The organism is Pantoea jilinensis (assembly GCF_019104105.1).
Classification (GTDB): domain Bacteria; phylum Pseudomonadota; class Gammaproteobacteria; order Enterobacterales; family Enterobacteriaceae; genus Pantoea; species Pantoea eucalypti.
On record NZ_CP077746.1, the window covers coordinates 467,846 to 485,608 of the forward strand.

14 protein-coding genes, 2 tRNA genes and 4 rRNA genes are annotated in these 17,763 nt (G+C 52.8%); 12 read left to right on the top strand and 8 right to left on the bottom strand.

Annotated features, from left to right (window positions below; all coding sequences use genetic code 11):
• Positions 1-77 precede the first annotated feature (77 nt).
• Genes dprA through KTJ90_RS02280 form a run of 6 tightly spaced genes read left to right on the top strand, consistent with a single transcriptional unit; the run spans position 78 to position 3,872 of the window.
• Positions 78-1,202, top strand: coding sequence for a DNA-protecting protein DprA (gene dprA / locus KTJ90_RS02255; protein WP_008927125.1), 1,125 nt, complete (start codon positions 78-80; stop codon positions 1,200-1,202).
• Positions 1,174-1,647, top strand: coding sequence for a DUF494 family protein Smg (smg, locus tag KTJ90_RS02260; RefSeq protein WP_003852344.1), 474 nt, complete (start codon positions 1,174-1,176; stop codon positions 1,645-1,647). Before dprA ends, smg begins: the two co-directional genes overlap by 29 nt.
• A gap of 24 nt (positions 1,648-1,671) precedes the next feature.
• Positions 1,672-2,220, top strand: a complete 549-nt coding sequence (locus tag KTJ90_RS02265) for a DNA topoisomerase family protein (RefSeq protein ID WP_003852341.1) — start codon at positions 1,672-1,674, stop codon at positions 2,218-2,220.
• Positions 2,221-2,223: 3 nt separating this feature from the next.
• Positions 2,224-2,796 carry an L-threonylcarbamoyladenylate synthase type 1 TsaC gene (tsaC, locus tag KTJ90_RS02270; protein ID WP_003852339.1) on the top strand — a complete coding sequence of 191 codons (573 nt, stop codon included), beginning with the start codon at positions 2,224-2,226 and terminating at the stop codon, positions 2,794-2,796.
• A gap of 3 nt (positions 2,797-2,799) precedes the next feature.
• Positions 2,800-3,618, top strand: coding sequence for a shikimate dehydrogenase (gene aroE, locus KTJ90_RS02275; RefSeq protein ID WP_078805339.1), 819 nt, complete (start codon positions 2,800-2,802; stop codon positions 3,616-3,618).
• Positions 3,615-3,872, top strand: coding sequence for a DUF1488 family protein (locus tag KTJ90_RS02280; RefSeq protein ID WP_003852334.1), 258 nt, complete (start codon positions 3,615-3,617; stop codon positions 3,870-3,872). The genes aroE and KTJ90_RS02280 overlap by 4 nt, the downstream gene beginning before the upstream one ends.
• On the opposite strand, the gene KTJ90_RS02285 is transcribed toward KTJ90_RS02280, so the two are convergent.
• Positions 3,839-4,393 (bottom strand): gamma carbonic anhydrase family protein, encoded by a 555-nt coding sequence (locus KTJ90_RS02285; protein WP_003852332.1) that lies wholly within the window; start codon positions 4,391-4,393, stop codon positions 3,839-3,841. The genes KTJ90_RS02280 and KTJ90_RS02285 overlap by 34 nt on opposite strands.
• 491 nt (positions 4,394-4,884) lie before the next feature.
• Here KTJ90_RS02285 and KTJ90_RS02290 point away from each other — a divergent pair.
• From KTJ90_RS02290 to rrf (KTJ90_RS02315), 6 genes are all read left to right on the top strand, one after another.
• Positions 4,885-6,425 (top strand): 16S ribosomal RNA (locus tag KTJ90_RS02290).
• An 88-nt stretch (positions 6,426-6,513) separates the two neighbouring features.
• A tRNA-Glu gene (locus tag KTJ90_RS02295) sits at positions 6,514-6,588 on the top strand.
• Positions 6,589-6,818: 230 nt separating this feature from the next.
• Positions 6,819-9,726 (top strand): 23S ribosomal RNA (locus KTJ90_RS02300).
• 199 nt (positions 9,727-9,925) lie between these two features.
• Positions 9,926-10,041 (top strand): 5S ribosomal RNA (gene rrf / locus KTJ90_RS02305).
• A 14-nt stretch (positions 10,042-10,055) separates the two neighbouring features.
• Positions 10,056-10,131 (top strand) — tRNA-Thr (locus KTJ90_RS02310).
• A gap of 34 nt (positions 10,132-10,165) precedes the next feature.
• A 5S ribosomal RNA gene (gene rrf / locus KTJ90_RS02315) occupies positions 10,166-10,281 on the top strand.
• The 16S, 23S and 5S rRNA genes sit together here with 2 tRNA genes alongside, the layout of an rRNA operon.
• 238 nt (positions 10,282-10,519) lie before the next feature.
• Here the strand turns inward: rrf (KTJ90_RS02315) and KTJ90_RS02320 are convergent.
• The 7 genes from KTJ90_RS02320 to prmA all read right to left on the bottom strand — a co-directional run bounded on the left by KTJ90_RS02320 (position 10,520) and on the right by prmA (position 17,757).
• Complete coding sequence (locus KTJ90_RS02320; protein WP_003855214.1) at positions 10,520-11,281, bottom strand: amino acid ABC transporter ATP-binding protein; 762 nt, start codon at positions 11,279-11,281, stop codon at positions 10,520-10,522.
• Between the two features lie 8 nt (positions 11,282-11,289).
• Positions 11,290-12,390 carry an amino acid ABC transporter permease gene (locus tag KTJ90_RS02325; RefSeq protein WP_003855220.1) on the bottom strand — a complete coding sequence of 367 codons (1,101 nt, stop codon included), beginning with the start codon at positions 12,388-12,390 and terminating at the stop codon, positions 11,290-11,292.
• A gap of 15 nt (positions 12,391-12,405) precedes the next feature.
• Entirely contained in the window at positions 12,406-13,584 is a 1,179-nt protein-coding gene (locus KTJ90_RS02330; RefSeq protein WP_008925815.1) for an amino acid ABC transporter permease, read from the bottom strand.
• Between the two features lie 67 nt (positions 13,585-13,651).
• Entirely contained in the window at positions 13,652-14,677 is a 1,026-nt protein-coding gene (locus tag KTJ90_RS02335) for an amino acid ABC transporter substrate-binding protein (RefSeq protein ID WP_003855224.1), read from the bottom strand.
• A gap of 545 nt (positions 14,678-15,222) precedes the next feature.
• On the bottom strand, positions 15,223-15,519 hold the full coding sequence (gene fis / locus KTJ90_RS02340) for a DNA-binding transcriptional regulator Fis (protein ID WP_003855228.1): 297 nt from the start codon (positions 15,517-15,519) through the stop codon (positions 15,223-15,225).
• 23 nt (positions 15,520-15,542) lie between these two features.
• A complete protein-coding gene (dusB, locus tag KTJ90_RS02345) occupies positions 15,543-16,508 on the bottom strand; it encodes a tRNA dihydrouridine synthase DusB (RefSeq protein WP_008925814.1) in 966 nt (321 codons plus the stop codon).
• A gap of 367 nt (positions 16,509-16,875) precedes the next feature.
• Positions 16,876-17,757, bottom strand: coding sequence for a 50S ribosomal protein L11 methyltransferase (prmA, locus tag KTJ90_RS02350; protein WP_003855234.1), 882 nt, complete (start codon positions 17,755-17,757; stop codon positions 16,876-16,878).
• Positions 17,758-17,763: the final 6 nt, after the last annotated feature.

The following is a 17,763-nucleotide window of genomic DNA, read 5'->3' on the forward strand; positions in this document are numbered from 1 at the left end:
ACCTCATATTGTAGACTTTTCGAGGCCTGATTGACAGCATTGTGCAGCAGGAAGCAAGGGCGATCAGGGAGTCTGAGATGGACAAAATAGCGCAGTATGTGCGGCTGGCAGCCGTCACTGGAATGACAGGGAAACGCTGGATTGACGTCGCACAGCAGACAGGTGGCCAGGTAGCAGATAAGGAGCAGCTTATCCGATTAGGGTTAGATGCCAGTCAGCGCCAGCAATATTATGATTTCAGTGCAAAAAAACTTCCAGAATTGTATGACTGGCTGGCACAGAGTCCGGCTCATCATCTGATTACTGCGCTGGACGCGGCCTATCCAGCCCGTCTCAAAGAAACGAGCCGCTTTCCGCCACTGCTCTATATTCATGGCGATCCTGCTGTGATAAGTACTCCTCAGTTAGCGGTGGTGGGGAGTCGAAACTGTTCACATAATGGCCGTTACTGGTGCGACTGGTTTACTCAGCACTTAAGCCTCAGCGGTCTGACCATTACCAGCGGACTGGCCCGGGGTATTGATGGTGTTGCACATAAGGCAGCACTCAACGTGAAGGGCAAAACGGTGGCTGTGCTGGGCAGTGGGTTACAAAATCTCTATCCTAAAAATCATGCCGACCTTGCCGCAGAGATTGTTGAGCAGGGTGGTGCTGTGATTTCTGAATTTCCGCTGGCGACCCTGCCGCATCCGGCGAATTTTCCACGCCGTAATCGTATCATCAGCGGTCTGAGTCATGGGGTGCTGGTGGTAGAAGCCTCGCTGAAGAGTGGCTCACTGGTGACGGCACGTTATGCGCTGGAGCAGAATCGCAATGTCTATGCCTTACCTGGCGCGATCGGCAATCCATTAAGTGAAGGCGTTAACTGGCTGATTCAGCAGGGTGCGCTGCTGGTGGCCCACCCCAATAACATTGTGGAAGATCTGGCTGGTGCGCTGAACTGGCTGCCAGCGACACAGGCCGACGAAATTTATTCTGAGGTGAGTGACGATGCTCCATTGCCATTTGCTGATGTGTTGGCTAACGTAGGTGATGATGTTACACCTGTTGACGTTGTCGCTGAACGTGCCGGCCAATCTGTGCCAGTTATCTCAGCTCAGTTGCTGGAACTGGAGTTAGCAGGATGGATCGCAGCTGTACCCGGCGGCTATGTCCGATTGAGGAGGGCATGCCATGTTCGACGTACTGATGTATTTGTTTGAGACATATATCCACAACGAAGCAGAAATGGGTGTTGATCAGGACAGATTGACAGACGACCTGACGGATGCCGGGTTCCATCGTGAAGATGTTTACAGTGCGCTGAACTGGCTGGAAAGACTGGCTGATTATCAGGAAGGGCTGGTTGAGCCAGTTTTACTGACAAGTGATCCGCTCTCCATGCGTATCTATACCGACGAAGAGAGCAAGCGTTTAGATGCTGATAGCCGTGGTTTTCTGCTGTTCCTGGAGCAGATTCAGGTGCTGAACCTGGAAACCCGTGAAATGGTCATCGAACGTATCATGGCGCTGGATACCTCTGAGTTTGACCTGGAGGATCTCAAATGGGTGGTGCTGATGGTGTTGTTCAACATCCCGGGATGTGAAAATGCCTATCAGCAGATGGAAGAACTGCTATTCGACGTCAATGAAGGTATGCTGCATTAAATTTCCTTTCATGCATTGATCGCTATGAGTAAAGCTGCACTCTTCACCGTGCGTAAACAGGATCCCTGCCCCGCTTGCGGGGCAGAACTGGTTATTCGCTCCGGTAAACATGGTCCTTTTCTGGGCTGCGCGAACTACCCGGCTTGCGACTACATTCGACCTTTAAAAGGTCAGGCCGATGGCCACGTGGTCAAAGTGCTGGAAGGCCACGCCTGTCCAGAATGTGGTGCGGATAAAGTGCTGCGGCAGGGACGTTTTGGCATGTTTATCGGCTGCAGCTGCTATCCGGAATGCGGATACACCGAAACCATCGATAAACCGGATGAAACCTCGCTGGCCTGTCCTCAGTGCCATGAAGGCCGGTTAGTTCAGCGGCGTTCCCGTTACGGCAAAACGTTTCACTCCTGCGATCGCTATCCCGCCTGCCAGTTTGTTGTGAATCTGACACCCGTTGCCGGAATCTGTCCTTATTGTGAGTATCCACTGTTAGTTGAAAAAAAGACGGCGCAGGGCATTAAACGATTCTGTGCCAGTAAGAGTTGTGGCAAAGCCATCGCTGAAGAGAATTCATAGATCATGGAAAATCAACACCTCGCCGATTCATTTGAAAATTGCTTAGCGCATCTGAATCGTCAGGCGGTCATCGCCTATCCAACTGAAGCTGTATTTGGTCTGGGCTGTGACCCTGACAGTGAATCTGCCGTCATGGCCTTGCTGGCGCTGAAACAGCGTCCGGTAGAAAAGGGACTTATCCTGATTGCCGCTGATTACACCCAGCTTGAACCTTATATCTCCGCACGCGAACTTTCGGTGATGCAGCGTGAGCGGATGTTTGCATGCTGGCCCGGTCCTGTGACCTTTGTCGTCCCCGTTCCACCACAAACCCCTCGCTGGCTGACCGGACAGTTTGATTCGCTGGCCATTCGCGTCAGTGACCATCCCGATGTGCAGGCGCTTTGCCGCGCATTTGGTAAACCGCTGGTTTCAACCAGCGCAAATCTGTCGGGTCTGCCTCCCTGCCGCACGGCGGAAGAAGTGAAGCAACAGTTTGGTGAGCACTTCCCGGTTCTGTCGGGAAAAACCGGTGGCCGCCTTAATCCCTCTGAAATCCGCGATGTGATTAGCGGCGAACTTATACGTCAGGGTTAATTCATGGATCAATTCGCCGTTTTCGGTAATCCCATCAGCCACAGTAAATCTCCGCTGATCCATCAGGCTTTCGCTGAGCAGACGGGTATTGAACATCGCTATGGTCGCATCTGCGCCCCGATTGATGGTTTTCCCCAGGCGCTCTCTGCCTTTTTTGAACAGGGAGGTCGTGGTGCCAATGTGACGTTGCCTTTTAAACAGCAGGCATGGGAGTTTGCCGATCAGCTGAGTGAACGTGCAGCCCTGTCCGGCGCGGTAAACACGGTGAAAAAACTCAGTGATGGTCAGATCCTGGGGGACAACACGGATGGCATTGGCCTGTTAAGTGACCTTGAGCGGCTTAAGATGATCAACGCTGGCGACAATGTATTGCTGGTGGGCGCGGGCGGGGCTGCTCGCGGCGTCATTCTGCCATTGCTTTCAGCGGGCGTGACACTGACCGTCGTCAATCGTACAGCTGCACGCGCTGAAGAGCTGGCGACGCTGTTTGGAGAGAATGGGCCTATCCGGGCATGTCGTTTTGAACAGCTGACGGGTCAGCACTTCGATCTGATCGTTAATGCCACTTCAAGCGGTGTGAAGGGAGAAACGCCTCCTTTACCTTCTGACGTGATCCATTCCGGCGTGCAGTGCTATGACATGTTTTACCAAAGCGGGCTGACGCCTTTCCTGCGCTGGTGTCAGGGGCATGGCACGAATCATCTGGCAGATGGTTTGGGTATGCTGGTGGGGCAGGCTGCTCATGCCTTCTATATATGGCACGGAGTAATGCCAGACATTGCTCCGGTCATTGCTCAGCTTAAGCAGGCCATGCAGTCGTGAATCAGGCGATACAGTTCCCTGATGATGAAGCCTATGATGCTGAACTCAAGGCGGTTTGTTTCCCGGTACTGGTCAACGGCATGCGGCTGAACTGTGCAATCAGCTGTGAGTCGTTGATATCACGTTTTGGTGAAGGAGAGGCGATGGCGCTGTTTCAGCACCATCGCTGGGATCTGGAGGATGAGGCGGAAGAGGCTATCCGTCAGGATAACGTTGATGCTCAGGGCTGGGTCTGGTTAGCGTCAGCCAGGTAATCATCTTTCCAGCCCACATAGTTGTTAGCGGAATAGCGTAACCCTTCTTTTTCGCTGTCATTAAGCGGCCTGATTTGCTTCACCGGACTCCCCAGATAGAGATAGCCACTCTCCAGTCTTTTACCTGGCGGCACCAGACTGCCGGCACCAATCATCACCTCATCTTCTACTATTACGCCATCAAGCAAAATCGATCCCATTCCGACCAGCACGCGATCGCCAATGGTACAGCCGTGCAGCATCGCTTTATGGCCGACCGTGACCTCCTCGCCAATAATAAGAGGGAAGCCTTGCGGATTGGCGGCAGATTTATGCGTAACGTGCAGAACACTGCCGTCCTGCACATTGGTTCGGGCACCGATCCGGACCTGATTCACGTCACCCCTGATCGCAACAAGCGGCCAGATGCTGACGTCATCCTCCATAATCACATCACCAACGACAACACTGCTTGAATCGACCATAACGCGCTGGCCAGTTTGCGGGAAAAGATCTTTATAGGGGCGTAGGGCGGAAGTCATCATGTTCTCCTTTGTTCTGTTTTCACTGTAGCCTGATGCGATTTTACACAGCTGACAAGCCAATTCTGACCCGGATCGCTGGTGATCTCATCAATCTGGATCATTTATAACCGTTCAGATAAAAGATCCAAAAAAAGGGTTGTGCTCTGAAACGGGATCCCTATAATGCGCCTCCATCGACACGGAACACCGGCAACGGGAAGCGGGTTGAGAGGCACAGGAGACTGCGCCGCCGGAGAAAAACTTCTGAAATAGAGGTTGACTCTGCAGGAGGAAAGCGTAATATACGCCACCTCGCGACAGGACGCTAACGCACTGTTCGCACTGCTCTTTAACAATTTATCAGACAATCTGTGTGGGCACTCGCAGGATTGATATCAGCGTCTTAGGACGCAAAAAAATATCAAAGCCTCACGAGTGAACACATAATGAAATTCATTATGACGTTTTACAGATGAGCACCGCTTAACTTGTTTAAGCAAATCAAACTTAAATTGAAGAGTTTGATCATGGCTCAGATTGAACGCTGGCGGCAGGCCTAACACATGCAAGTCGGACGGTAGCACAGAGAGCTTGCTCTTGGGTGACGAGTGGCGGACGGGTGAGTAATGTCTGGGGATCTGCCCGATAGAGGGGGATAACCACTGGAAACGGTGGCTAATACCGCATAACGTCGCAAGACCAAAGAGGGGGACCTTCGGGCCTCTCACTATCGGATGAACCCAGATGGGATTAGCTAGTAGGCGGGGTAATGGCCCACCTAGGCGACGATCCCTAGCTGGTCTGAGAGGATGACCAGCCACACTGGAACTGAGACACGGTCCAGACTCCTACGGGAGGCAGCAGTGGGGAATATTGCACAATGGGCGCAAGCCTGATGCAGCCATGCCGCGTGTATGAAGAAGGCCTTCGGGTTGTAAAGTACTTTCAGCGGGGAGGAAGGCGATGTGGTTAATAACCGCATCGATTGACGTTACCCGCAGAAGAAGCACCGGCTAACTCCGTGCCAGCAGCCGCGGTAATACGGAGGGTGCAAGCGTTAATCGGAATTACTGGGCGTAAAGCGCACGCAGGCGGTCTGTTAAGTCAGATGTGAAATCCCCGGGCTTAACCTGGGAACTGCATTTGAAACTGGCAGGCTTGAGTCTTGTAGAGGGGGGTAGAATTCCAGGTGTAGCGGTGAAATGCGTAGAGATCTGGAGGAATACCGGTGGCGAAGGCGGCCCCCTGGACAAAGACTGACGCTCAGGTGCGAAAGCGTGGGGAGCAAACAGGATTAGATACCCTGGTAGTCCACGCCGTAAACGATGTCGACTTGGAGGTTGTTCCCTTGAGGAGTGGCTTCCGGAGCTAACGCGTTAAGTCGACCGCCTGGGGAGTACGGCCGCAAGGTTAAAACTCAAATGAATTGACGGGGGCCCGCACAAGCGGTGGAGCATGTGGTTTAATTCGATGCAACGCGAAGAACCTTACCTACTCTTGACATCCAGAGAACTTTCCAGAGATGGATTGGTGCCTTCGGGAACTCTGAGACAGGTGCTGCATGGCTGTCGTCAGCTCGTGTTGTGAAATGTTGGGTTAAGTCCCGCAACGAGCGCAACCCTTATCCTTTGTTGCCAGCGCGTGATGGCGGGAACTCAAAGGAGACTGCCGGTGATAAACCGGAGGAAGGTGGGGATGACGTCAAGTCATCATGGCCCTTACGAGTAGGGCTACACACGTGCTACAATGGCGCATACAAAGAGAAGCGACCTCGCGAGAGCAAGCGGACCTCACAAAGTGCGTCGTAGTCCGGATCGGAGTCTGCAACTCGACTCCGTGAAGTCGGAATCGCTAGTAATCGTGGATCAGAATGCCACGGTGAATACGTTCCCGGGCCTTGTACACACCGCCCGTCACACCATGGGAGTGGGTTGCAAAAGAAGTAGGTAGCTTAACCTTCGGGAGGGCGCTTACCACTTTGTGATTCATGACTGGGGTGAAGTCGTAACAAGGTAACCGTAGGGGAACCTGCGGTTGGATCACCTCCTTACCTGAAGATACCTTCCCGCGCAGTGTCCACACAGATTGTCTGATAAAAAGTAATGAGCAGGACGGCTGCGAAGTCGTGACACTATCGTGTCCCCTTCGTCTAGCGGTTAGGACTCCGCCCTTTCACGGCGGCAACAGGGGTTCGAATCCCCTAGGGGACGCCACCTGCTTGGTGACAGGTGAAAGATGTCTCCATACAGTATCTCAAAACCGTTCTGGTTGCGTAAGCAGCCGTGGCGCGTTTGAGATATTTGCTCTTTAACAATCCGGAACAAGCTGAAAATTGAAACGACGTGTCGTTTTCATTCTCCGTAATAAGAATGAAAAGCGCGACACGTTCGAGTCTCTCAAATGCTTGCAGCTCGCAGCGTTGTAAAACGCCTGTGGGTTGTGAGGTTAAGCGACTAAGCGTACACGGTGGATGCCCAGGCAGTCAGAGGCGATGAAGGACGTGCTAATCTGCGTAAAGCGACGGTAAGGTGATATGAACCGCTACAGCCGTCGATGTCCGAATGGGGAAACCCGGTGCACTCTGTGCATCATTGCAGCATGAATACATAGTGCTGCAAGGCGAACCGGGGGAACTGAAACATCTAAGTACCCCGAGGAAAAGAAATCAACCGAGATTCCCCCAGTAGCGGCGAGCGAACGGGGAGCAGCCCAGAGCCTGAATCAGCATGTGTGTTAGTGGAAGCGTCTGGAAAGTCGCAGGGTACAGGGTGATACTCCCGTACACAAAAGCGCATATGCTGTGAGCTCGATGAGTAAGGCGGGACACGTGGTATCCTGTCTGAATATGGGGGGACCATCCTCCAAGGCTAAATACTCCTGACTGACCGATAGTGAACCAGTACCGTGAGGGAAAGGCGAAAAGAACCCCGGCGAGGGGAGTGAAACAGAACCTGAAACCGTGTACGTACAAGCAGTGGGAGCCTTCTTTATGGGGGTGACTGCGTACCTTTTGTATAATGGGTCAGCGACTTATATTCTGTAGCAAGGTTAACCGTATAGGGGAGCCGCAGGGAAACCGAGTCTTAACTGGGCGTTAAGTTGCAGGGTATAGACCCGAAACCCGGTGATCTAGCCATGGGCAGGTTGAAGGTTGGGTAACACTAACTGGAGGACCGAACCGACTAATGTTGAAAAATTAGCGGATGACCTGTGGCTGGGGGTGAAAGGCCAATCAAACCGGGAGATAGCTGGTTCTCCCCGAAAGCTATTTAGGTAGCGCCTCGTGAACTCATCTCCGGGGGTAGAGCACTGTTTCGGCTAGGGGGCCATCCCGGCTTACCAACCCGATGCAAACTGCGAATACCGGAGAATGTTATCACGGGAGACACACGGCGGGTGCTAACGTCCGTCGTGAAGAGGGAAACAACCCAGACCGCCAGCTAAGGTCCCAAAGTCATGGTTAAGTGGGAAACGATGTGGGAAGGCACAGACAGCCAGGATGTTGGCTTAGAAGCAGCCATCATTTAAAGAAAGCGTAATAGCTCACTGGTCGAGTCGGCCTGCGCGGAAGATGTAACGGGGCTAAACCATGCACCGAAGCTGCGGCAGCGACACTATGTGTTGTTGGGTAGGGGAGCGTTCTGTAAGCCGTCGAAGGTGTGCTGTGAGGCATGCTGGAGGTATCAGAAGTGCGAATGCTGACATAAGTAACGATAAAGCGGGTGAAAAGCCCGCTCGCCGGAAGACCAAGGGTTCCTGTTCAACGTTAATCGGAGCAGGGTGAGTCGACCCCTAAGGCGAGGCCGAAAGGCGTAGTCGATGGGAAACAGGTTAATATTCCTGTACTCGGTGTTACTGCGAAGGGGGGACGGAGAAGGCTATATCAGCCGGGCGACGGTTGTCCCGGTTTAAGCGTGTAGGCGGAGGGTCCAGGTAAATCCGGTCCCTTATCAACGCTGAGGCGTGACGACGAGGCACTACGGTGCTGAAGTGATAAATGCCCAGCTTCCAGGAAAAGCCTCTAAGCATCAGGTAACACAGAATCGTACCCCAAACCGACACAGGTGGTCAGGTAGAGAATACCAAGGCGCTTGAGAGAACTCGGGTGAAGGAACTAGGCAAAATGGTGCCGTAACTTCGGGAGAAGGCACGCTGGCGCGTAGGTGGAGGGACTTGCTCCCCGAGCCGAAGCCAGTCGAAGATACCAGCTGGCTGCAACTGTTTATTAAAAACACAGCACTGTGCAAACACGAAAGTGGACGTATACGGTGTGACGCCTGCCCGGTGCCGGAAGGTTAATTGATGGGGTTATCCGTAAGGAGAAGCTCTTGATCGAAGCCCCGGTAAACGGCGGCCGTAACTATAACGGTCCTAAGGTAGCGAAATTCCTTGTCGGGTAAGTTCCGACCTGCACGAATGGCGTAATGATGGCCAGGCTGTCTCCACCCGAGACTCAGTGAAATTGAACTCGCTGTGAAGATGCAGTGTACCCGCGGCAAGACGGAAAGACCCCGTGAACCTTTACTACAGCTTGACACTGAACATTGAGCCTTGATGTGTAGGATAGGTGGGAGGCTTTGAAGCGCGGACGCCAGTTCGCGTGGAGCCAACCTTGAAATACCACCCTTTAATGTTTGATGTTCTAACGTAGGCCCGTGATCCGGGCTGCGGACAGTGTCTGGTGGGTAGTTTGACTGGGGCGGTCTCCTCCTAAAGAGTAACGGAGGAGCACGAAGGTCAGCTAATCACGGTCGGACATCGTGAGGTTAGTGCAATGGCATAAGCTGGCTTGACTGCGAGAGTGACGGCTCGAGCAGGTGCGAAAGCAGGTCATAGTGATCCGGTGGTTCTGAATGGAAGGGCCATCGCTCAACGGATAAAAGGTACTCCGGGGATAACAGGCTGATACCGCCCAAGAGTTCATATCGACGGCGGTGTTTGGCACCTCGATGTCGGCTCATCACATCCTGGGGCTGAAGTAGGTCCCAAGGGTACGGCTGTTCGCCGTTTAAAGTGGTACGCGAGCTGGGTTTAGAACGTCGTGAGACAGTTCGGTCCCTATCTGCCGTGGGCGCTGGAGAATTGAGGGGGGTTGCTCCTAGTACGAGAGGACCGGAGTGAACGCACCACTGGTGTTCGGGTTGTCATGCCAATGGCATTGCCCGGTAGCTAAGTGCGGAAAAGATAAGTGCTGAAAGCATCTAAGCACGAAACTTGCCCCGAGATGAGTTCTCCCTGACTCCTTGAGAGTCCTGAAGGGACGTTGAAGACTACGACGTTGATAGGCCGGGTGTGTAAGCGCAGCGATGCGTTGAGCTAACCGGTACTAATGACCCGTGAGGCTTAACCTTACAACGCCAGAGGCGTTTTTGAGAGAGACGATTTTCAGCCTGTACCGGATAATAATTTGCGGAAACGAAAGATTTTGCGGCGTGACGAGGCGCAGAGCGAAGACATCAGCGGGAGCATACTGAAGTATGTGACCGGTGTGGCTGAGCGATGGCAACGCGGTCATGACGTAAAAGATTCGTTTCGTGCACAAAGAATTTGCCTGGCGGCTTTAGCGCGGTGGTCCCACCTGACCCCATGCCGAACTCAGAAGTGAAACGCCGTAGCGCCGATGGTAGTGTGGGGTCTCCCCATGCGAGAGTAGGGAACTGCCAGGCATCAAATTTAGTGTGCTGATATGGCTCAGTTGGTAGAGCGCACCCTTGGTAAGGGTGAGGTCCCCAGTTCGACTCTGGGTATCAGCACCAGTTAAGACACGAGTTCGGTAAATAAAAGAATTTGCCTGGCGGCTGTAGCGCGGTGGTCCCACCTGACCCCATGCCGAACTCAGAAGTGAAACGCCGTAGCGCCGATGGTAGTGTGGGGTCTCCCCATGCGAGAGTAGGGAACTGCCAGGCATCAAATAAGAGAGAGCCCTTCGCGTATGCGAAGGGCTTTTTTCGTTGCGGCAATCCACTTTCATTGTGGAAGTCCGCAATAAAACACCCTCATAGCAGTCCATCACTCTTCGCGTTCATCATCAGTGCATCAGTGCATCAGTGCATCAGTGCATCCACGCAATGAGCGCATTCAGACAGTTTTCAGGCCATAAAAAACCCGGCACCAGGCCGGGTTGTAAGATCACTGAGCCAGTAATCAGTGAATAACCTGCGATAAAAACGCCCGTGTGCGCTCCGATTTAGGGTTCGCAAAGAACTCCTGCGGTGGCGCAACTTCGACGATCTCACCCCGATCCATAAAGATCACCCGGTCAGCCACGGTGCGGGCAAAGCCCATCTCATGGGTGACGCACAGCATGGTCATCCCGTCTTCAGCCAGACCAATCATCGTATCCAGCACCTCTTTAACCATCTCAGGATCCAGTGCTGACGTTGGCTCATCAAACAGCATAATTTTAGGCTTCATACAGAGTGAGCGGGCGATGGCGACACGTTGCTGCTGTCCACCAGAGAGCTGGCCTGGAAATTTATGGGCATGCTCGGCAATGCGCACGCGTTCCAGATAATGCATGGCCAGTTCATCTGCTTCCTTCTTAGGGATCTTTCTCACCCACGAAGGTGCCAGCGTACAGTTCTGCAATACGGTCAGGTGCGGGAAGAGGTTAAAGTGCTGAAATACCATGCCCACTTCGGTGCGCACGCGCTCAATGTTACGCACATCATCGTTCAGGTGGATACCGTCAACAACAATGCGACCCTGCTGATGCTCTTCCAGATGATTAATACAGCGGATCGTCGTCGATTTGCCGGAGCCGGAAGGCCCGCACAGCACGATGCGTTCACGGGGTTTGACCTGCAGGTTGATGTCTTTCAGTACGTGAAACTGCCCGTACCATTTATTCACGTTCTCAAGCGAAATCATCAACGCGTCGGAAGTGTGTGTCATAGAGTCAGTCATGTAAAACCTCAGTGCGATGTACGCCCGGTGTGAAAGCGCTTTTCCAGATACTGGCTGTAGCGCGACATGCTAAAACAGAAAATCCAATAGACCAGTGCAGCAAAGACATAACCTTCAGTCGACATCCCCAGCCAGGTCGGATCGACCGTTGCCTGCTGGACGCTGCTGAACAGATCGAAAAGACCAATGATGATGACCAGGCTGGTATCTTTAAACAGTGCAATAATGGTGTTAACCAGACCGGGAATGGTGAGCTTTAATGCCTGTGGCAGAATCACCAGCATCTGCGTCTTCCAGTACCCCAGCGCCAAAGACTCGGCTGCTTCATACTGGCCTTTAGGCAGTGCCTGAAGACCACCGCGAACCACCTCTGCCACATAGGCGGACTGGAACAGAATGACGCCCACCAGTGCGCGCACCAGCTTGTCGATATTAGTACCTTCAGACATAAACAGCGGAAGCATCACTGATGACATAAACAGCACCGTAATCAGCGGCACGCCACGCCAGAACTCAATAAAGATAATCGACAGCGTGCGGACCACCGGCATACGTGAACGACGGCCAAGCGCCAGCAAAATACCCAGCGGCAGCGCACCGGCAATACCGACCGACGCGATAATCAACGTCAGCGTTAATCCGCCCCACTGACGTGTTTCGACACGCTCCAGCCCCAGATACCCGCCATACAGCAGGAACCAGACAATCACCGGATAGATCACGGCCCATGCCGCAATGTAGCGTCCACGATACGGCAGGCTCTTCAGGAACATCGGCACAATCGACACCAGGCCGATCACCAGCGCCAGATTAATACGCCACCGCAGCTCATGCGGATAAAGCCCATACATGAACTGGCCGAAACGCGCATGGATAAACACCCAGCAGGCTCCCTCTTTAGTGCAATCGGCGCGCGTGGTGCCAATCCAGTTTGCCTGAAAGACCAGCCAGTTCAGCGCGGGCGGAATAACGTGCCAGATTACCCAGATGCAGAACAGCGTCAGTAAGGTGTTAAACCAGCTGGAAAATAGATTTTTACGAGCCCAAAGCCAGGCGCGACTGACAGGCGTCGTCGGGACGGGGGGCGTTTCATGCGTAGTCACAGACATAGTTATCCCGTTCTCTTAACGCTCAACCAGCGCAATTTTGCGGTTATAGAAGTTCATAAGCATCGATATCAGCAGACTGATAATCAGGTAAACGCCCATCGTGATAGCGATCGTCTCAATGGCCTGACCAGTCTGATTGAGCACCGATCCGGCAAACAGCGACACCATATCGGGATAACCGATAGCGGCGGCGAGTGAGGAGTTCTTTACGATGTTCAGATACTGGCTGGTCAGCGGCGGAATAATGACGCGCATGGCCTGAGGGATGATGACCTGGCGCAGCGTTACCGGATTCGGCAGACCCAGCGACCGGGCGGCTTCATGCTGACCATGCGGCACAGACTGAATTCCTGAGCGGATCACTTCAGCGATAAACGACGAGGTATAGATCGACAGTGCCAGCGTCAGTGCCGCCAGCTCCGGTATCATCACCGAGCCGCCGCGGAAATTGAATCCACGCAGTTGCGGCACATCCCAGTGCATCGCTGCGCCAAACCCAAGATGCGCAAGCAAAGGAAAGAGAATCAGCATTCCAACGGCTGCGGGCCAGGTGCGACGTAACTCACCGGTTTTTAACTGGTGCTGGCGGTTAAAGCGGTACAGAGCATAGCTCACCGCTACCGCCAGAAGCAGTGCGATAACAAACGGCCAGCTGCCAGGTGCATAGGTCGGCCACGGCACATAAAGTCCGCGATTACTGACATACGCCAGATCAAACGCATTCAGCGCCTGGCGTGGGCCTGGCAGATTGCGCAAAACCGCGAAGTACCAGAAGAAAATCTGAAGCAAAGGCGGGATATTACGGAAAGTTTCAATATAGATATTTGAGAGCTTCCGCAGCAGCCAGTTGTCAGACAGGCGGGCAAGACCGACCGCGAATCCGAGAATCGACGCAAAAACAATACAGAGCGCAGAGACCAGCAGCGTGTTGGTTAATCCAACCAGAAACACGCGCGCGTAGGTATCTCCCTCCGTGTACTCAATAAGATGCTGAACGATGCCGAAACCGGCAGTGCGTTCAAGAAATCCAAACCCCGATGTAATGCCGCGATTGTCCAGGTTAATAATGGTGTTATGCACCAGATAACCCACCACACCAAGCACCGCGACGACGGCGATGAGCTGATAAATCCAGGCGCGAACCGTGGGATTACCAAATGAAAAATCCCTTTTCACGGTTGGGCGTTGTGACATGTTGAAACCTCAATACGAGAGCTGGGGCAGGGCACCGCAGAATACGGTGCCCGATTGGTGAGGTCTGTTAACGTACCGGTGGTGCGTACTGGATACCGCCCTGATTCCACAACGCATTCTGGCCACGTGCGATCTTCAGTGCGCTATCTTTACCGACGTTACGATCGAAGCTTTCCTGGTAGTTACCTACCTGCTTAACGATGTTGTAGGCCCACTTATTATCCAGCTTCAGATCTTTACCAAAATCACCTTCGGCGCCCAGGAAGTGTGCCATGTCTGGTGTCGTTGGTTTGGCTGTCATCTGGTCGACGTTTTTCGAGTTAATACCCATCTCTTCCGCATTCAGCATGGCATAGAGCGACCATTTGACGATGGTGAACCAGTCATCATCACCACGACGTACCAATGGCCCCAGCGGCTCTTTGGAGATCACTTCTGGCAGAACAATAAAGTCGTCAGGCTTGCCGAGCTTAATGCGTAAGGCGTAAAGCTGAGACTGGTCAGATGCCAGCGTATCGCAGCGTCCACTATCCAGTGCTTTCGCAGATTCATCAGAGCGGTCAAAGGTCACTGGCGTATATTGCATTTTGTTGGCTTTAAAATAGTCCGCCACGTTCAGCTCGGTATCGGTACCTGACTGAATACAGACCGTCGCGCCATCCAGCTCTTTCGCACTTTTCAGGCCGGCTTTCTTGTGAGTCAGGAAGCCGATACCGTCATAATAGTTCACGCCCGCAAACAGAAAGCCCATGCCGCCATCGCGCGATGAAGTCCAGGTGGTATTGCGTGAGAGCACATCCACTTCGCCTGACTGCAGCGCGGTGAAGCGCTCTTTCGCAGTCAGCGGGGTATATTTCACTTTGGTCGCATCGCCAAACACAGCGGCAGCCGTCGCACGACACACATCTACATCGATACCGGTAAACTTGCCACCCGCATCTGCGTAGGAGAAGCCCGGCAGGCCGTCACTGATACCACATTGAACAAAACCTTTTTTCTTTATCGCATCCAGAGTGGTGCCTGCGTGTGCTTGCTGAGCAAGGCCAACCAGTGAGGCGGCGGCGATCAGCGTAGAGAGCATCATCTTTTTCATAAAGCATCCTGTGTGGCGGGATCATGTTGTTATGTTTGCGCACTTTAATGTGCGTTTTTTCCTGTCTATGGCGGTCAGCCATCCACGACTTTGCAAAGCTGATGCCAGTTTTGCAGAATCCTGAATTCATATGAAAGAACGGTTAATATTCGGAAGTACTTAGAAAGTTTCGCTAATATGGCGCACCAAAAGGAAGCAATGCGAGTCGACTCGATCACAATTAGTGCAAATAGTTTCACTATATGGGAGCAGTGTGAGCAATCGCTCATGCATATATGTACGAAGGGGTGGTATTGCTTTTTTAATGCGTAGAAAGTCACATCCCCAGCACTGGCAGGGGTTTGGGCTGGGTGATTTTCAGAAGAGAGATTAAGTCAAATCAGCACAAGCAAAAGCGAGAAGGTGAAATATCACGCCAGCAATTGCAACTATAGTTACCATATTACCCGCAAATGTTTCACTGGTCTGGCGATGAATTTGTGTGAACAGGCACAAATAAAAACGCCAGCCCGAAGGCTGGCGTGATTAACAGACAGAACTAAAAATCAGTTCATGCCGTATTTTTTCAATTTCTTACGCAGCGTACCGCGGTTGATACCCATCATCAGGGCAGCACGGGTCTGGTTGCCACGGGTATACTGCATCACCATGTCCAACAGAGGCTGCTCGACTTCAGCCAAAACCAGCTCATACAGGTCGCTCACATCCTGACCATTCAGTTGAGCAAAATAGTTCTTCAGTGCCTGTTTAACCGAATCACGCAAAGGTTTTTGAGTTACCTGATCCTGTGAGTTAACGGTAGAAACGGTCAGTACGTCAGAATTTACGCGTTGTTCGAACATAGTTCTTTCAGCTCTTTATTTCGTTACGCAAGATTTTCGAAGTATGCCTCCAACGCCTCCAGCTGTTCGCTGGCATCCTCAATGGCGTTGAATGTGCGCCGAAACTGGTCATTCGGGGCGTGCTCCTGCAGGTACCAGGAGACGTGCTTTCGCGCTATACGGTATCCCTTGCCTGAACCGTAAAAGTCGTGCAGCTCACGTATATGCGAAACAAGCAAGCGCTTGACCTCTGCCATTGGCAGCGGGGCAAGCAACTCCCCAGTGTCCAGATAATGCTGGATTTCCCGGAAGATCCACGGTCTTCCCTGAGCAGCGCGTCCTATCATCAGAGCATCGGCCCCTGTATAGTCGAGCACCGCTCTGGCTTTATGCGGGTCAGTTATGTCTCCATTCGCGATAATCGGAATGGAGACACTCTGCTTAACTGTCCGAATGCTGTCATATTCAGCTTCTCCGTTGAACAGGCAGGCACGAGTGCGACCATGTATCGTCAGAGCCTGTATACCGCAGCGTTCAGCCAATTGGGCAATCGCGACACAGTTCCTGTTTTCAGGATCCCAGCCAGTACGAATTTTCAGCGTAACCGGCACATTCACTGCATTAACCACTGCGGAGAGGATAGACTCCACCACGGTGGGATATTGCAGCAAGGCTGAACCCGCCATTTTGCGGTTAACCTTCTTGGCAGGGCATCCCATATTAATGTCGATGACCTGTGCACCAGCCTCAACATTAATGCGTGCAGCTTGCGCCATTTCACTGGGATCGCAACCGGCAATTTGCACGGCGCGAATGCCTGGCTCATCACTGTGAACCATGCGTAATCGGGATTTGTCGCTAGCCCACACTTCCGGGTTAGAAGACAACATCTCAGAAACTGCCATACCTGCACCCATTTCGTGACACAGCGCCCTGAACGGCCTGTCGGTAATACCGGCCATCGGTGCTGCAATCAGTCGATTTCTCAGCTGGAGGTTTCCAATACGCATGAAGTCAGAATGGCCATACTGTGTCTGCAAGGCGGCGTATATTACGCATTTTTGCAGGAAGATGAAAGGCCAAACTTTGAACAATCAGCAAGAAAGATCAATGAAATCCGGATGATGATCGGGGATTATGATTATTCACCTTAAATATCAGTCAGTTAATTTTTTATGCTGAAATTGTGAACAAAAGTTTTTCCAGAAAAGTACGTCAATTCACCAGATAAAAAACGTCACATAACGTGATTAACGATACAAGCATCCATTTCAAATCGCAAAATCCCGCAGCTTACGCTGCGGGCTGGTTGAATGTTCTGTTAAGGCACTGCGGGCCGGCCAGTGCGATATCAGAAGGGGTAGACAGGCGCCAGATTCAGGATTTAATCCCGGTAATTCGGCACCACTCCTCTTTAACGGCAACCGGGTCGAGTGTGAACTCGCCGGCGTATGCTTCACATACGCTCTCAGCCTGGCTCTCCAGAACGCCCGAAAGGCCCAGGTGTCCACCAGACTTGGGCAGTACACTGATCAGCGGTGCCAGCTCACGTAGCGGACCGGCCAGAATATTCGCGACCACCACGTCAGCCTGCAGGTTGTCGGGTTGCTGGTGGGGCAGATAAAGTGACAGGCGGTCAGAGACGCCGTTGCGCTCTGCATTATCCCGGCTGGCCTGAATGGCCTGCGGATCAATATCAATGCCAATTGCCTGAGCTGCACCCAGCTTCAATGCGGCGATCGCCAGGATCCCCGATCCACAGCCAAAATCGATCACTGTTTTGCCGTCCAGATCCAGACCGTCAAGCCAGGTGAGGCAAAGTGAGGTAGTGGGGTGGGTACCCGTTCCAAACGCCAGACCCGGGTCAAGCATCACGTTGACGGCATCGGGATCCGGCACGTCACGCCAGCTTGGGCAGATCCAGAGACGTTCGCCGAAGCGCATTGGGTGGAAGTTTTCCATCCATTCGCGCTCCCAGTCTTTGTCTTCGATCTGCTCGATCCGGTGGCGAAAACCGGCGCCCAGCAGCGGATGCTGCTCCAGTTCGGCAGTAATGACAGCCATGTCAGTTTCAGCATCGAACAGGCCGATCACATCAGTATCACCCCACAGACGCGTTTCGCCTGGCAGTGGCTCATACACCGGCGTGTCATGGGTATCCTGAAAAGTCACTGAAACCGCACCGATGTCCATCAGCGCATCGCTCAGCGTTTCCGCATGTTCACCTGAGCTGTTAATTTTGATTTGAATCCACGGCATAACGTC

Coding starts and splice junctions, on each gene's coding strand:
- dprA (WP_008927125.1), top strand. CDS start 78: ATGGACAAAATAGCGCAGTATGTGCGGCTGGCAGCCGTCACTGGAATG.
- smg (WP_003852344.1), top strand. CDS start 1,174: ATGTTCGACGTACTGATGTATTTGTTTGAGACATATATCCACAACGAA.
- KTJ90_RS02265 (WP_003852341.1), top strand. CDS start 1,672: ATGAGTAAAGCTGCACTCTTCACCGTGCGTAAACAGGATCCCTGCCCC.
- tsaC (WP_003852339.1), top strand. CDS start 2,224: ATGGAAAATCAACACCTCGCCGATTCATTTGAAAATTGCTTAGCGCAT.
- aroE (WP_078805339.1), top strand. CDS start 2,800: ATGGATCAATTCGCCGTTTTCGGTAATCCCATCAGCCACAGTAAATCT.
- KTJ90_RS02285 (WP_003852332.1), bottom strand. CDS start 4,393: ATGACTTCCGCCCTACGCCCCTATAAAGATCTTTTCCCGCAAACTGGC.
- KTJ90_RS02320 (WP_003855214.1), bottom strand. CDS start 11,281: ATGACTGACTCTATGACACACACTTCCGACGCGTTGATGATTTCGCTT.
- KTJ90_RS02325 (WP_003855220.1), bottom strand. CDS start 12,390: ATGTCTGTGACTACGCATGAAACGCCCCCCGTCCCGACGACGCCTGTC.
- KTJ90_RS02330 (WP_008925815.1), bottom strand. CDS start 13,584: ATGTCACAACGCCCAACCGTGAAAAGGGATTTTTCATTTGGTAATCCC.
- KTJ90_RS02335 (WP_003855224.1), bottom strand. CDS start 14,677: ATGAAAAAGATGATGCTCTCTACGCTGATCGCCGCCGCCTCACTGGTT.
- fis (WP_003855228.1), bottom strand. CDS start 15,519: ATGTTCGAACAACGCGTAAATTCTGACGTACTGACCGTTTCTACCGTT.
- dusB (WP_008925814.1), bottom strand. CDS start 16,508: ATGCGTATTGGAAACCTCCAGCTGAGAAATCGACTGATTGCAGCACCG.
- prmA (WP_003855234.1), bottom strand. CDS start 17,757: ATGCCGTGGATTCAAATCAAAATTAACAGCTCAGGTGAACATGCGGAA.